The organism is Stenotrophomonas bentonitica, from assembly GCF_013185915.1.
In the GTDB taxonomy this organism is placed as follows: Bacteria; Pseudomonadota; Gammaproteobacteria; order Xanthomonadales; family Xanthomonadaceae; genus Stenotrophomonas; species Stenotrophomonas bentonitica.
In genome coordinates, this window is the sequence record NZ_JAAZUH010000002.1 from 611521 (window position 1) to 625788 (window position 14268).

The window sequence follows — 14268 nt, forward strand, 5'->3', positions numbered from 1 at the left end:
CAACTGTCACGGTTGCAACCATGCCGCCGGTGCGTGGCATCCGCGTGGCAGAATCGGGCAGCTGATCCTTTCGCCCGTGAACGATGTCCACTTCCGCTGCCGCCGCACCTGCCGTCAATTCGCCCCGCCGTGTGCTGCTGGCCAGCCTGATCGGCACCACCATCGAGTTCTTCGATTTCTACATCTACGCCACGGCGGCCGTGCTGGTGTTCCCGCACCTGTTCTTCCCCGACAGCAGCGAAGGCGCGGCCCTGCTGCAGTCGCTGGCGACCTTCGCGGTGGCGTTCATCGCCCGGCCGGTGGGTTCTGCGGTGTTCGGGCACTACGGCGACCGGATCGGCCGCAAGGCCACCCTGGTGGCGGCGCTGCTGACGATGGGCGTGTCCACCGTGGCGATCGGCCTGCTGCCTACCCATGCCAGCATCGGGCTGGTGGCGCCGGCGCTGTTGGCGCTGTGCCGGTTCGGCCAGGGCCTGGGGCTGGGCGGCGAGTGGGGCGGGGCAGTGCTGCTGGCCACCGAGAACGCGCCGCCGGGCAAACGCGCCTGGTACGGCATGTTCCCGCAGCTGGGCGCGCCGCTGGGCTTCCTGTTGTCGGCCGGCATCTTCCTGCTGCTCGGCCGCGCCATGAGCGATGCCGACTTCCTGCAGTGGGGCTGGCGCGTGCCGTTCCTGGCCAGCTCGCTGCTGGTCGCGGTGGGCCTGTGGGTGCGCCTGAACATCCATGAGACCCCGCAGTTCCAGGCCGCGCTGGACCGCAACGAACGCGTGCGCCTGCCGATGTGGACGGTGCTGCGCCACCACCCGCGCACGTTGCTGCTGGGCACGCTCGGTGCGTTCGCCACCTTCGTCCTGTTCTACCTGATGACGGTGTTCACCCTGGGCCATGGCACCACGGTGCTTGGCTACAGCCGCGAGCAGTTCCTGCTGCTGCAGATGGTCGGCATCCTGTTCTTCGCCGCCGGCATTCCGATCTCGGCGAAGTATGGCGACCGCTGGGGCACACGCCGCACCATGATCGTGGCCAGCGGGCTGATCCTGGGCTTCGGCGTGCTGTTCGCCCCGCTGTTCCAGGCCGGGCATCCGTGGATGGTGGTCGCGTTCCTGTCGCTGGGCCTGTTCCTGATGGGCCTGACCTACGGCCCCTGTGGCACTTTCCTGGCCGAGATCTACCCGGTGCAGGTGCGCTATACCGGCGCCTCGCTGTCGTTCAACCTGGCCGGCATCCTCGGCGCGGCGCCGGCGCCGTATGTGGCCACCTGGCTGGCCGGGCGATTCGGCCTGGTCGCGGTGGGCTACTACCTGTGCCTGACCGCAGTGGTGACCATCCTGGCGCTGCTGGCCATGGGCCGACCGACACGGGTCAGCGGAAAATCCGCTTGAGCGTGCGGCCCAGCCAGGTGCCGTGCTGGTGGTCGCGGGCGAACTGGTTGAGGTGCTGCTTGACCGTTTCCGCGTAGGCCTTGTCGTCGCCGCGGATGTGGTTGAACAACCAGCGCGAGAGCATGGTGCGCAGTTCGTCGGTAATGTCTTCGCCGGCCTGGAAACGCAGCCGGTATTCGGCCACGCGCTTGACGAAAATCTCGTGCACGCGCTTGTGCGCGGCGCAGAACGGATAGCCGGCTTCTTCCATCAGCTCTTCTTCGAAAGCGAAGTGCGACATGGTGTAGTCCACCAGTTCGTCGATCACCTCGGCCACGGCCAGCTTGTGCAGGCTGGTCTGCGCCACATGCAGGTGGTTGAGCATCTCCACGATCCGCATGTGCTGGTGATCGATCACGTCGATGCCGATGTTGAGGTCGTCCTGCCAGACCAGAAGTGCCATGCCGCGTTCCCGTGCTGTATGCCGGGAACGACTCTAGGCAGGGCGGCGCAACCGTGCGTTGATCTGGATCAAAGCGCCAGTGCGGGTTCGCGCGCCGCCGTGGCCACGCCCGTGCTGCAGACCCGGTTGCGGCCAGCGGCCTTGGCCAGGTACAGCTGGCGGTCGGCCTCGGAAATCAGTCCATGCAGCGCGTCGCCGGCCGGGCGCAGGCAGCACAACCCGATGCTCACGGTCATGCGCAGGGTGGTAGGGCCAAACTTGACCTCCAGCGCCGCGATGCGCTGGCGCAGGATCTCGAAATACCCCACGGCTTCGTCTTCCTCCAGCCCCGGCACCAGCAGGCAGAACTCCTCGCCGCCGAACCGCGCGATCAGGTCCTGGTCGCGCGCATGGTCGGCCACCGTGGCGGCCACCGCGCGCAGCGCGTCGTCGCCGGCTTCATGGCCGTAGGTGTCGTTGATGTGCTTGAAATGGTCGATATCGATCATCGCCACGGCCACCTGTTCGCCCTTCAGTTCCAGGTGCGGCAGCTGCCGCTGGCTCTGTTCCAGGAAGCAGCGGCGGTTGGGCAGGCCGGTGAGGAAGTCGCGTGTGGCCAGGTCTTGCAGGGTGCCGATCAGCTCCAGCTGGTCCACGTTCTGCGAGACGCGGCAGAAGAATTCCTCGCGCGAGAAAGGTTTACGCAGGAAATCGTTCGCCCCGTTCTTGAGGAAGCGAGGGATCAGCGAGGGGTCGGTATTGCCGGAAATGCCGATCACCGCGACCTTGTCGCGCGAGCGCAGGGTGCGCAGGCGACGGGTGAACTCCACGCCCTCCATGCCCGGCATTTCCTGGTCGACCACCGCCAGCCGGATCGCCGGGTGCGCTTCGATGGCCTTGAGGCCCTCGGCACCGTCGGCGGCCTCGTAGACTTCGTGGCCGTACATGCGCAGCAGGGAGGCCGCGTAGAGCCGTGCGGACATCGAGTCGTCCACCACCAGCGCGGCGATCCGGCGGTTGCGGTCCAGCCGCTGCACCAGCCACACCAGGTAGTCCACGCTGCCCGGCGTGTTCTTCAGCACGTAATCGATGATCTGCTGCTGCAGCACGCGCTTGCGCAGGTCCTCGTCGTACACGCTGCTGACCACCACCGTGCGCAGCCCGCGCGACAGGAAATAGTCCACCACCTTGTCGCGGTCGCCGTCGGCCAGCACCAGCCCGGTCAGCACCAGGAACCAGCCCTTCTCTTCGTCCAGCAGGCGGCCGGCCTCGGCCAGGCTGGTCGCCACCGAAACCGGCAGCTCCAGCCGCTGCTCGATGGCCTCCTTGAGCATGCTGGTGAACGTGCGCGAGTTCTCGACCAGCAGAATCCGCTGAGGCAGGTCTTCCCCGGGGGCGCTGTCCAAAGCGCCCTGAAACAGTGCCGGCATGTTGCGTACGCTCGAATCCGAGAGGGTCGGAAGTTATAGCGGCGCCTTCACGCAGGACTTTAGGGGCAATCTTCGGATCTGTGAGGTGGGTGTCGTAGAGAGGGTGAACGGCGCCAATGTTCAACCTGCAGGGGTCACCCCACTACGTCCCGCAGCTTGTACCAGGACATCGCCGCCACCAGCAGCGGGGTGCGCAACAGCTTTCCGCCCGGGAAGCGCTTGTGCGGAATGCGTTCGAATACGTCCAGGCGTTCGTTCTGGCCGGAAATTGCCTCGGCGATCACGTCGCCGGCGAGGCCGGTGGCGGCGACACCATGACCTGAGAAACCCTGTGCGAAGTACGCGTTCGGGGTCAGTCGGCCCCAGTGCGGGGCGCGGTTGCGGGTGATGTCCACGAAGCCGCCCCAGACCTGCTCCATGCCTACGTCGGCCAGCTGCGGGAACACCTGGTGCATGCGCCGGGTCATGACCCCGCGCAGGTTGGGCGGCGGCAGCGCGGAGTAGCTGGCGCGGCCGCCGAACAGCAGGCGGTGGTCGGCGCTGAGCTTGAAGTAGTCCAGCGCCCAGCTCACGTCGGCCACGGCCATGTCGTTGCGGATCAACGCGCGGGCGCGCGCTTCGCCCAGCGGGGCGCTGGCGCCGATGTAGGTGCCCACCGGCATGATCCGGCTTTCCAGCTCCGGCGCGATGCCCTGCAGCCAGGCATTGCCGGCAATCACCACCTGGTTGGCAGTCACCGTACCGTGCGCGGTGCGCAGCTGCGGGCGGGCGCCGCGCACCAGCGCCTGCACCGGGCTGGCTTCATGGATGACCACGCCCAGGCTTTCGGCCGCGCGCGCCAGCCCCAGCGCATACGCCAGCGGGTGCAGGTGGCCGCTGGCCGCATCGAACATCGCGCCCCGGTAGCGCGGGCTGTCCAGCTGACCGCGCAGCTGCTGCCGGTCCCACCACTGCAGCGGATAGTCGTAGCGCTCCACCAGCGCCTGCATGCCCTGGCGCAGTCCACGCTCCTGGCGCGCATTGATCGGCACGCTGGCGTGGCCGTCGCGCCAGTCGCAGGCGATGGCGTAGCGCTGCAGGCGGTGGCGCAGCAGGGCCATGCCCTCGCGTGAGAAATCGAACAGGCGGCGCGCGTCGGGGTGGCCGACCAGGTGTTCCAGCGTGTCCACCTCGCAGCCGTAGCCGACGATGGCCTGGCCGCCGTTGCGACCGGACGCGCCCCAGCCGACCCGGTGGGCTTCCAGGACCGTCACCCGGTAGCCGCGCTCGGCCAGCGAGAGCGCGGCCGACAAGCCGGTGTAGCCCGCGCCGAGCACGCAGACATCGGTGGCCTGGTCGCCCCGCAGTGGCGCCCGCAGCGGCTCGGCGGGCAGGCTTTCCGCATACCAGCTGGGCGCATGGGCCAGGCCGGCCTGGCTCATCGGGGGCACCGGGGGGCAGGGGAGGGGACAACGCTCATGGAGCACAGCATGCCAGCAACCGCCGGGACGCGTTCGGTTGCGCCCGCGCAGGGGGCAGGGGTAACGTGCCCGGCATGACCACTCGTACCCGCTCGCGCAAAGCCACGTCCCCGTCGCGCAAGGCCGCCGCGCCCTCGCGCAAGGCGTCGCCCCGCAAGGCCGCGGCCAAGCCGGTGGCCGAAGAGAGCGTGCTGCTGCGCTGGCTCAAGGAACGCCACATCACCGAGGTGGAGTGCCTGGTGCCGGACATCACCGGCAACGCGCGCGGCAAGATCATCCCGGCCGACAAGTTCTCGCACGACTACGGCACGCGCCTGCCCGAGGGGGTTTTCGCCACCACGGTGACCGGCGAGTACCCCGACGATTACTACGAGCTGACCTCGCCGTCGGACTCGGACATGATCCTGCGCCCGGACCCGGACACCGTGCGCATGGTGCCGTGGGCTACCGACCCCACCGCGCAGATCATCCACGACTGCTACACCAAGCACGGCGAGCCGCACGAACTGGCCCCGCGCAACGTGCTGCGCCGGGTGCTGGACGCCTATGCCGAGCTGGGCCTGCGCCCGGTGGTCGCACCGGAGCTGGAATTCTTCCTGGTCCAGAAAAACACCGACCCGGACTTCCCGCTGCTGCCGCCGGCCGGTCGCTCGGGCCGCCCGGAAACGGCGCGGCAGTCGTATTCGATCGACGCGGTCAACGAATTCGACCCGATCCTCGACCTGATGTACGACTACTGCGACGCGATGAAGCTGGACGTGGACACGCTCATCCACGAATCCGGTGCGGCGCAGCTGGAGGTCAACTTCACCCACGCCAATGCGATGGACCTGGCCGACCAGGTGTTCCTGTTCAAGCGCACCATGCGCGAGTCGGCGATGCGGCACGGGGTGTACGCCACCTTCCTGGCCAAGCCGATGGAAACCGAGCCCGGCAGCGCCATGCACATCCACCAGAGCCTGGTGCGGGTCAGCGACGGCCACAACGTGTTCAGTGGCGACACCGGCGGCGAGGAGTTCAGCCCGCTGTTCGGGCATTACCTGGCCGGGCTGCAGAAGTACGTGCCGGCGGCGATGGCGTTCTTCGCCCCGAACGTGAATTCCTACCGGCGGCTGGTGTTCGGCGAAGTTTCCCCGAGCAACGTGCACTGGGGCTTCGACAACCGCACCTGCGGCCTGCGGGTGCCGATGGACACGCCGGAGAACATGCGGGTGGAAAGCCGCTTCGCCGGCTCCGACGCCAACCCCTACCTGGCCATTGCCGCCACCCTGGCCGCCGGCCTGCTGGGCATCCGCGAGCGGGGCTCGCCGACCGCGCCGGTCAGCGGCAGCGCCAAGGAGCTCGGCTACGAGCTGCCGCGCTCGCTGGGCGAGGCGCTGGACGGGCTGGAAGGCTGCCCGGAGCTGCGCGAGATGCTGGGCGAGCGCTTCTGCCGGGCCTACGTGTCGGTCAAGCGCAAGGAATATGAGACCTTCTTCCGGGTGATCAGCTCCTGGGAGCGCGAGTTCCTGCTGCTGAACGTGTAAGCGGCCGAGCCGCCCGATCAGGCATGGCCGGGCGGGCGCCGTGCTGGGAAAATGGCCAGTTGCCCGTTAGGCTGGCACCGTCGTGCCGGTCTGGCCGGTTCCCCCACCTCGCTCCTGACCTGTGGAGAGTCCGATGAAGCTGCGTATCCTCACCCTCGGCATGGCCGTCACCCTGCTCAGCGCCTGCGGTGGCGCCAAACAGGACGACAGCAAAGTGCTGAACGTCTACAACTACAGCGACTACATCGCTGAAGACACCATTCCGAACTTCGAGAGCGCCACCGGCACCAAGGTGACCTACGACGTGTTCGACAGCGACGAGATGGTGGAAACCAAGCTGCTCGCCGGTGGCAGCGGCTACGACGTGGTGGTGCCGACGCTGAACTTCTTCGGCCGCCAGATCCAGGCCGGGGTGTTCCTGCCGCTGGACAAGAGCAAGATCCCGAACCTGGCCAATCTCGACCCGGAGATGATGAAGCGCATCGCGCAGCAGGATCCGGACAACAAGTACGGCGTGCCGTACATGATCGGCACCACCGGCATCGGCTACAACGTGGAGATGCTCAAGGAGCGTTTCGGCGGCAGCACCGAGATCGCCAACAGCTGGGACCTGATCTTCAAGCCGGAAAACATCGCGAAGATGAAGGACTGCGGGATCACGATCCTGGATACCCCGGCCGACATGATCCCAATCGCGCTGCATTACCTGGGCGAAGACCCGCACAGCCATGATCCGGCGGTGATCCAGAAGGCGGCCGACCTGCTCAAGAGCATCCGGCCGTACGTGCAGAACTTCCACTCTTCGCAGTACGTCGGGTCGCTGGCCAATGGCGGGACCTGCCTGGTGGTGGGCTGGTCGGGCGACATCATCCAGGCCCGCGACCGCGCGGCCGAGGCGGCCAACGGCGTGACCGTGGCCTACTCGATCCCGAAGGAAGGCGCGCCGCAGTGGTTCGACATGCTGGCCATTCCCAAGGACGCCAAGCATCCGGAAGCGGCCTACGCCTTCATCAACTACCTGCTCGACCCGAAGGTCGCGGCGGCCAACACCAACTTTATCCACTACGCCAACCCGGTGAGCGCGGCCACCCCGCTGGTGGATGAGGCGATCCGCAACGACCCGACCATCTACCCGCCGGCCGAGGTCGCCGCGAAGATGTTCACCTACTCGATCAACCCGCCGGAAGTGGACAAGCTGTACACGCGGCTGTGGACCGAGGTCAAGACCGGTCGTTGACCGCGTTCTGCAGGCAGGCCTGGATGTGCGGCAGCAACGCTTCGGCGTCGCGGCCGCCGTTGCACAGGTAGCTGGAACTGACCCGCTGCAGGTTGTACAGGCCGACGAAGAACAGACCGTGTTGCGGTGACACCCCGTACTCGCCCAGCGGGTAGCCTCGGGTGTCGAACACGTTGTCCAGCTCCAGCCACGACCAGTCCGGCGCGAAACCCGTCGCCAGCAGGACCGAGCGGATGCCCTCCGCTTCAAGATCGAGCCCGTCGCGCGCGTGCTCTGGTTCCCAGTCCAGGTAGACCTCTTCGGGCAGGTAGCGCGCATCATCGGTGCGCGCTTCCACCGCACCGGCGAAATGCGCATCGGCCACCGAATGGAGGCGTTGATACTCCACCCGGGTGGCCGCGATCGCGTCGCGCACCTGCGGCCGCACATCGTTGAACCGTGCCACCTGGCCCTGCAGTGCCTGCAGGCGACCCAGCAGCACCACCCCCTGCCGATGCATCGAGAGCAGGCTGATCGAACTGCCCTTGCCGTGTTCGCCCTTGCCCGACACCAGCGGAAACTCGGCGTTGCGCGCGCTGCGCAATGCCCCCGGCACCCCGGCCAACACCGCCGGATGTTGGCTTACATGCCGGTGGATCAGCCCCGACTGGATCCACCAGTCCAGCGAGTCCCGCCCGCGCAGGCGGCGCAGGTTCATCGCCCGCGAGGCGATCGACCAGTACACGCTGCGCCCGGCCGCGCGCAGGTCCTGGGCGATCTGCGCCCCGGACTGCCCACCGCCCACCACCAGCACACCGCCCTCGGGCAGCTGTCCGGCATGCCGGTAGTCGCCCGAGTGCAATACCGAAAGGCCGGGGCAGGGCACGAACGGCACCCGCGGCAACTGTGGTCGCCGGTACTCGCCGGTCGCCACCACCACCGCCCGCGCCCGCAGCGGGCCCTTCCGCGTCTCGATCCGGTACCCGTCCGCATCGCGCGTGACCCGGCGCACCGGGCACTGCTCGATCACCGGCAGCGCCTGCTCGCCGGCATAGCGTCCCAGCAGCGTGACGACTTCATCGCCGGTGGCGAATCCCTCCGGGTCGTTTCCGGTATAGACATATCCGGGCAGCGCCGTCGTCGCATTGGGCGTGTTGGTCTGGAACGAGTCCCAGCGCCGCCGCCAGGCGCAGCCCACGGTGTCCGCTTCCAGCACCAGGTGGCGCACGCCGGCACGCACCAGGGTCGCGCTGACCGCAAGTCCGGACTGGCCGGCCCCGATCACCACCACCTCCCACGGAACGGCCCCGTCGTCATCGGCCATGTTGAATGCTTCATCGGGTGCCCACCGGGTGTGCTGCAGCATGCGTCGTTCTCCCTGTTCGATCCTTGGATGACCGGGGAATGTCGTCGTCGCTGGCGAAACGGGTCAACGCGTGGAGGACCAGAATGTGATGCCGCCAGCCCTTCTGCGGATCGAAGCCGCGCAGGTGTGTCGCCGGTCAACATCCCGCGTTTTCCCGCATGTTCCGTGATCGGAAGCGTCACTCTCTCCAACGTTTTTGGACCCTTCCATCCGCCGCTGTAGGGGCAGCAGGTCAAGGGGGTATAACCACATGTTGAAGAAGGGTGCAGAAGTCGACCTCCCAGTGACGTGACCTGCTCGCTCTAAAGATTCCTCGGGTTGTCTGACAGACGACCAGTCGCCAGGCGGTTAGCGTCATGTGTTCGTGTGCTGAGACTGAGGGTCGTGCCCTGGATTTGCGAACCGCATCTCCTTGCGAACAGGAACGGCTGCACAGAAATGATCGAATGCATTGGATGAGTGCAATTGCGATCTTTGAGGTGAGGTTGATCATGGTAGAAATCGCCCCGCTGCTCTGGTCAATTTTTGATCGTGCAGTGAGCCGCCACCTACGTTACAGGATCAAAGATATGACCTCACGCATCATTGGCAAGATCAACTTGGATTCGTACGACTTCAGTACGGACGTAGCGTTTCTGAACTCCGTTGAGAAAAGTCCGGAGGAATACGACGAATTCGCTTTCGGGTACTGGAAGAACCTATCGCTCTATAACGGGTCCGGGCGAACTGATGACACGCAGTACCGCAATTGCGACGTTGCGAAGCCCACTGAGTACATGAGTGGATGTCCGTCGATCGCCAAGATGCTCTCCGACAACTTTGATCTATCGTTGGTCAAGATGGTTCGTGCCAGGAATTTGATCTCAGGTCTCGTCATTCCGCATCGAGACTTTGTAGAGCTCGATCCCAACGTTTCCTACTTCCGCGTCTTCATTCCGATTGAACTGAACCTGGATGCCTATCACTCGGATGAGTCCGGAGTGTTCCAGATGAAGCCGGGGGAGGTCTGGTTCCTGGATGCAGCGGTCAGCCATGCAGCCGTGAACTTCTCGAGCGAGAGCAGGATGTTCATCTGTCTCGACTTCGCTTTCGATGGCGCGTTCGCAGAGGACGAGATCTTCGCTGCATCTGCGCAGGTTTCGAGCAGCTCCCGCGACATCCACGTGCTGAGGCCAAGCCTGCCGCCGAATACTCTAAGTGAGATGATTGATACCTTCACACATGGCATTGATGCCGGCACCATCAAACAGCAGATTATTGAAGCTGCGAAGGTCCACTTTCGATTCAACGTCCCAACTGAATCCTGCTATGACTGGCTGATCAAGGCAGCGTTGGCGTCCCCAGTTGCGAGTGCCGATGTTGCCGAGCGGCTCAGGGGGATGAAGAGGTATCTCCTGGAGGCCCGTGGCATGAATGAACGATTCTCTCTCGATTCGCAGTGAGTTGCTGTGGATAGGTCGAACGTCATGTTGAAGCTTGCGCCGTTTGCGTTCCTCATCATGTGGGGCAGCGGCGCTGTGTTCGTGAAGCTGGGACTTGAAGAAGTGTCAGTCTGGCCCTTCCTGGCGGTCAGGGCAGGGGGGGCCTTCCTGGTGCTCACCGCAGTCTGCATCTTTGCATTCAGGGGGCAGATTGCTGCCCGACTGTTCGGATACCCTGCCGCGGTTCTAGGGAAGCTGTTGGCGGCTGGTATTCTTCTGCAGGTCGCGTATCAAGGCGCCTTCTTTCTTGCCATCAGCGAGGGAATGTCTCCGGGCTTGTTGGCCATCATTCTTGGGCTTCAGCCCATTCTTGCTTCGCTGATCGGCCGCGAGCATGCTGGCGTCAAGGGGTATCTGCTTCTGGTTTGCGGATTCATGGGCCTGGCCGTTTCAGTTGCAGGAACACGTGAGATTGGCGGGCTGGGCCTTGCAGGTGCAGCGTTCGGTGTCCTGTCCGTCGCTTCGATAAGCGCAGGTTCGGTCCTCCAGCAGCGCGTTACCGTACACCCGCTGGCGTCCTCCTTTCACCAAAGCCTGGTTGCAGCTGTGGTTTTTCTGGTTGTGATGCTGTTCACCGATGCTCTTTGGGCGCCGGGGGCGAAATTCGTGCTGGCTGCCTCGTGGATGATCGTCGTGGTTTCCACAGGCGCAACACTGCTTCTGCTCTACATGCTCAAGCATGATTCTGCGGGCAAGGTCGGATCATTGTTCTACCTGGTACCCGCCGTGGCGCTTGCATTTGACTACTTGATGTTCGGCCAGAGCGTGTCCTTGATGACAGTGGTGGGCGCTCTTGTTGTAGTGACCTCGATCATTCTCTATCGCAAGCATCAAACAGGAGCGAGCTCGGTCAAGCGGACGTCAGGGGGCTGACCCGGACGGCCACCGGCTCGCTGGGCGGTGCGCCTGCGTCCGGGACGTTCACACAGGGTCAGCGGGTGACCGGCTAGGGTCTGGCAAGGGGGCCGGGAGGGGCAGGGTAGGTGCTCGTTGCCCCGATCCGGTATCGCAGCTGTCGCCAACGGTCGCTAAAATGGGCCATTCCCCCACCTGATGCCGCTCCCGGAGCCGCTGCCCATGCCATTTGAAGCCAAGCCGGAAGGTGAGGTCGTCCCGGTCCTGGAGCCGGGCTATCTGTCCATCCGCGCGCTGCGCAAGGAATTCGACGGCTTCGTCGCGGTCGACGACGTCAACCTGGACGTGCGCAAGGGCGAGATCTTCGCCCTGCTGGGCGGGTCGGGCAGCGGCAAGTCGACCCTGCTGCGCTGCCTGGGCGGCTTCGAAACCCCCACCGCCGGCAGCATCCAGCTGGACGGCCAGCGCATCGACGCGCTGCCGCCGTACCAGCGGCCGATCAACATGATGTTCCAGTCCTATGCGCTGTTCCCGCACATGACCGTGGAGCAGAACATCGCCTTCGGCCTGAAGCAGGACGGGCTGGCCCGCGACGCCATCCAGCGCCGGGTCGGCGAAATGCTGGAGCTGGTGCAGCTGCAGAAGCTGGCCAAGCGCAAACCGCACCAGCTGTCCGGCGGCCAGCAGCAGCGCGTGGCGCTGGCACGGTCGCTGGCCAAGGGGCCCAAGCTGCTGCTGTTGGACGAGCCGATGGGCGCGCTGGACAAGAAGCTGCGCTCGCAGATGCAGCTGGAGCTGGTCAACATCATCGAAACCTCGGGCGTGACCTGCGTGATGGTCACCCACGACCAGGAAGAAGCGATGACCATGGCCACCCGCATCGCGGTCATGGACGCCGGCTGGATCCAGCAGGTGGGCAAGCCGGACGAGATCTATGAGCAGCCGGCCAACCGCTTCGTGGCCGGCTTCATCGGCTCGGTCAACCTGTTCGAAGGGTTGATCGACGAAGACCTGCCCGAATACGTGACCGTGCGCACCCCGCTGTTCCCGGCGCCGATCTACGTCGCGCATGGCATTACCTGCTATGAAGGGCAGGAGGTGGCGTTCGCGCTGCGCCCCGAGAAGGTGATGATCGGCAAGGACGAACCGGCCGGCGACACCAACAAGGCGCAGGGCGTGATCGAAGAGATCGCCTACTTCGGCAGCCACTCGGTCTACCACGTGCGCCTGCCCAGCGGCGCCAAGGTGCTGTCCAACTTCGCCAACTCGCAGCGCTGGGCCAGCGACGGCCTGACCTGGGGCGACAGCGTCTGGGTGCACTGGCGCGACAACGACGGCGTGGTGCTCACCGCATGAACGCCACCGGCTGGAAGCGCTGGCTCCCCGGTACGCGCAGCGGCGTGATCGCCGCGCCCTACCTGTGGCTGCTGCTGTTCTTCGCGGTGCCGTTCGTGATCATCCTGATGATCTCGTTCGCCCGCACCCAGGTCGGCTCGCCGCCGTACACCTGGCTGCTGGAGTACGTGGACGGTGCGTTCTCGCTCAAGCTGCACCTGGGCAATTACGCGGCATTGGTGAAGGACAGCCAGTACGCGCTGGCCTACCTCAGCTCGATCAAGATCGCGGTGATCGCCACGCTGTTCACGCTGCTGATCGGCTACCCGATGGCATACGTGATTTCGCGGATGTCGCCGGCCGCGCGCAACGTGGCGATGATGCTGGTGGTGCTGCCGTCGTGGACCTCGTTCCTGATCCGCGTATACGCGTGGATCGGCATCCTCGACCGCAACGGCCTGCTCAACCAGCTGCTGCTGAAGATCGGGCTGATCGATGCGCCGCTGCAGATCCTGTACACGCCCACCGCCGCCTACATCGGCATCGTCTACTGCTACCTGCCGTTCATGGTGCTGCCGCTGTATGCCAACCTGGTCAAGCTGGACAACCGCCTGCTGGAGGCGGCCTACGACCTCGGCGCCAAGCCGTGGCAGGCGTTCCTGCGCATCACCCTGCCGCTGTCGCGCACCGGCATCATCGCCGGCTGCATGCTGGTGATGATTCCGGCGGTGGGCGAATTCGTGATTCCGGAAATGCTCGGCGGCCCGGACACGCTGATGATCGGCCGCGTACTGTGGGGCGAATTCTTCAACAACCGCGACTGGCCGACTGCTTCGGCGGTGGCGATCGTGATGCTGGCCCTGCTGCTGGTGCCGATCCTGCTGTTCAACCGGGTGCAGCAGCGTGAGCTGGAAGGGAAGCTGACATGAGCATGGTGCGCCGCAGCCGCTGGCTGGGCTGGACGGTCCTCGGGCTGGGCTTTGCCTTCCTGTACCTGCCGATCCTGCTGTTGATGATCTATTCGTTCAACGCCTCCAAGCTGGCCACGGTGTGGTCCGGCTTCTCCACGCGCTGGTACGGCGAGCTGTTCAACAACCGGCAGATCCTCGATGCGCTGTGGATCAGCCTGAAGGTGGCGTTCTGGACCGCCAGCGCGGCCACGGTGCTGGGCACCATGGCCGCCATGGTGATGACCCGCTTCAAGCGCTTCCCCGGCAAGACCGTGTTCGGGGCGCTGATCACCGCGCCGCTGGTGATGCCCGAAGTGATCCTGGGCTTCTCGCTGATGACGCTGCTGGTGGCGATGGGCGGCATTCCCGGCTTCCCGAGCCGCGGGGTCGGCAGCATCTGGATCGCGCACGTGACCTTCACCCTCTCGTTCGTGACCGTGGTGGTGTCCTCGCGCCTGCAGGAGCTGGACCGGTCGCTGGAAGAGGCGGCGATGGACCTGGGCGCCAGCCGGCTGAAGGTGTTCTTCCAGATCACCCTGCCGATCATCGCACCGGCGCTGGTGGCGGGCTGGCTGCTGGCGTTTACCCTGTCGCTGGATGACGTGGTGATCGCAAGCTTCGTGGCCGGGCCGAACTCGACCACCCTGCCGATGAAGGTGTTCGCCTCGGTGCGCATGGGCATCAAGCCGGAAATCAACGCGCTGGCCACGCTGATGGTGCTGGCGGTGTCGGTGGCGGCGGTGGTGGGCTGGTTCATCACCTCGCGCAGCGAGAAGCGCCGCCAGCGCGACATGCAGATGGCGCTGCAGGACCCGGGTTGACCTGCCGCGACGCTGTGTCGCGCCC

General features: G+C 65.6%; 12 protein-coding genes. 8 read left to right on the top strand and 4 right to left on the bottom strand.

Annotated elements, in window-relative coordinates; translation table 11 throughout:
- Nucleotides 1-83 precede the first annotated feature (83 nt).
- On the top strand, nucleotides 84-1382 hold the full coding sequence (locus tag HGB51_RS13865) for an MFS transporter (protein WP_070206914.1): 1299 nt from the start codon (nucleotides 84-86) through the stop codon (nucleotides 1380-1382).
- Here the strand turns inward: HGB51_RS13865 and HGB51_RS13870 are convergent.
- From HGB51_RS13870 to HGB51_RS13880, 3 genes are all read right to left on the bottom strand, one after another.
- A complete protein-coding gene (locus tag HGB51_RS13870; protein ID WP_070206915.1) occupies nucleotides 1363-1824 on the bottom strand; it encodes a bacteriohemerythrin in 462 nt (153 codons plus the stop codon). The two genes, HGB51_RS13865 and HGB51_RS13870, sit on opposite strands and share 20 nt — an antisense overlap.
- Before the next feature lie 68 nt (nucleotides 1825-1892).
- Nucleotides 1893-3233: a diguanylate cyclase gene (locus tag HGB51_RS13875; protein ID WP_070206916.1), complete on the bottom strand. Its 1341-nt coding sequence runs from the start codon at nucleotides 3231-3233 to the stop codon at nucleotides 1893-1895.
- 134 nt (nucleotides 3234-3367) lie between these two features.
- Complete coding sequence (locus HGB51_RS13880) at nucleotides 3368-4654, bottom strand: NAD(P)/FAD-dependent oxidoreductase (RefSeq protein ID WP_070206917.1); 1287 nt, start codon at nucleotides 4652-4654, stop codon at nucleotides 3368-3370.
- A gap of 113 nt (nucleotides 4655-4767) precedes the next feature.
- On the opposite strand from HGB51_RS13880, the gene HGB51_RS13885 reads away from it, so the two are divergent.
- Nucleotides 4768-6219 carry a glutamine synthetase family protein gene (locus HGB51_RS13885; protein ID WP_084738857.1) on the top strand — a complete coding sequence of 484 codons (1452 nt, stop codon included), beginning with the start codon at nucleotides 4768-4770 and terminating at the stop codon, nucleotides 6217-6219.
- 133 nt (nucleotides 6220-6352) lie between these two features.
- A complete protein-coding gene (locus HGB51_RS13890; protein WP_070206918.1) occupies nucleotides 6353-7456 on the top strand; it encodes a polyamine ABC transporter substrate-binding protein in 1104 nt (367 codons plus the stop codon).
- Here the strand turns inward: HGB51_RS13890 and HGB51_RS13895 are convergent.
- Nucleotides 7440-8801, bottom strand: a complete 1362-nt coding sequence (locus tag HGB51_RS13895) for an NAD(P)-binding domain-containing protein (protein ID WP_070206919.1) — start codon at nucleotides 8799-8801, stop codon at nucleotides 7440-7442. The two genes, HGB51_RS13890 and HGB51_RS13895, sit on opposite strands and share 17 nt — an antisense overlap.
- 455 nt (nucleotides 8802-9256) lie before the next feature.
- Here HGB51_RS13895 and HGB51_RS13900 point away from each other — a divergent pair, with 455 nt between their 5' ends.
- From HGB51_RS13900 to HGB51_RS13920, 5 genes are all read left to right on the top strand, one after another.
- Nucleotides 9257-10243 carry an aspartyl/asparaginyl beta-hydroxylase domain-containing protein gene (locus HGB51_RS13900; RefSeq protein WP_171966864.1) on the top strand — a complete coding sequence of 329 codons (987 nt, stop codon included), beginning with the start codon at nucleotides 9257-9259 and terminating at the stop codon, nucleotides 10241-10243.
- A 24-nt stretch (nucleotides 10244-10267) separates the two neighbouring features.
- Nucleotides 10268-11155, top strand: coding sequence for a DMT family transporter (locus tag HGB51_RS13905; RefSeq protein WP_084738859.1), 888 nt, complete (start codon nucleotides 10268-10270; stop codon nucleotides 11153-11155).
- A gap of 204 nt (nucleotides 11156-11359) precedes the next feature.
- A complete protein-coding gene (locus HGB51_RS13910) occupies nucleotides 11360-12493 on the top strand; it encodes an ABC transporter ATP-binding protein (RefSeq protein WP_070206956.1) in 1134 nt (377 codons plus the stop codon).
- Nucleotides 12490-13401, top strand: coding sequence for an ABC transporter permease subunit (locus HGB51_RS13915; RefSeq protein WP_070206920.1), 912 nt, complete (start codon nucleotides 12490-12492; stop codon nucleotides 13399-13401). The genes HGB51_RS13910 and HGB51_RS13915 overlap by 4 nt, the downstream gene beginning before the upstream one ends.
- Nucleotides 13398-14243 carry an ABC transporter permease subunit gene (locus HGB51_RS13920; protein WP_070206921.1) on the top strand — a complete coding sequence of 282 codons (846 nt, stop codon included), beginning with the start codon at nucleotides 13398-13400 and terminating at the stop codon, nucleotides 14241-14243. Before HGB51_RS13915 ends, HGB51_RS13920 begins: the two co-directional genes overlap by 4 nt.
- The last annotated feature ends 25 nt before the right edge of the window (nucleotides 14244-14268 follow it).

What these genes read in the sequence shown, in the direction of transcription:
- HGB51_RS13920 (WP_070206921.1), top strand. Translation starts at nt 13,398, where the DNA reads ATGAGCATGGTGCGCCGCAGCCGCTGGCTGGGCTGGACGGTCCTCGGG.
- HGB51_RS13900 (WP_171966864.1), top strand. Translation starts at nt 9,257, where the DNA reads ATGAGTGCAATTGCGATCTTTGAGGTGAGGTTGATCATGGTAGAAATC.
- HGB51_RS13880 (WP_070206917.1), bottom strand. Translation starts at nt 4,654, where the DNA reads ATGAGCCAGGCCGGCCTGGCCCATGCGCCCAGCTGGTATGCGGAAAGC.
- HGB51_RS13905 (WP_084738859.1), top strand. Translation starts at nt 10,268, where the DNA reads ATGTTGAAGCTTGCGCCGTTTGCGTTCCTCATCATGTGGGGCAGCGGC.
- HGB51_RS13875 (WP_070206916.1), bottom strand. Translation starts at nt 3,233, where the DNA reads ATGCCGGCACTGTTTCAGGGCGCTTTGGACAGCGCCCCCGGGGAAGAC.
- HGB51_RS13910 (WP_070206956.1), top strand. Translation starts at nt 11,360, where the DNA reads ATGCCATTTGAAGCCAAGCCGGAAGGTGAGGTCGTCCCGGTCCTGGAG.
- HGB51_RS13885 (WP_084738857.1), top strand. Translation starts at nt 4,768, where the DNA reads ATGACCACTCGTACCCGCTCGCGCAAAGCCACGTCCCCGTCGCGCAAG.
- HGB51_RS13890 (WP_070206918.1), top strand. Translation starts at nt 6,353, where the DNA reads ATGAAGCTGCGTATCCTCACCCTCGGCATGGCCGTCACCCTGCTCAGC.
- HGB51_RS13915 (WP_070206920.1), top strand. Translation starts at nt 12,490, where the DNA reads ATGAACGCCACCGGCTGGAAGCGCTGGCTCCCCGGTACGCGCAGCGGC.
- HGB51_RS13870 (WP_070206915.1), bottom strand. Translation starts at nt 1,824, where the DNA reads ATGGCACTTCTGGTCTGGCAGGACGACCTCAACATCGGCATCGACGTG.
- HGB51_RS13865 (WP_070206914.1), top strand. Translation starts at nt 84, where the DNA reads ATGTCCACTTCCGCTGCCGCCGCACCTGCCGTCAATTCGCCCCGCCGT.
- HGB51_RS13895 (WP_070206919.1), bottom strand. Translation starts at nt 8,801, where the DNA reads ATGCTGCAGCACACCCGGTGGGCACCCGATGAAGCATTCAACATGGCC.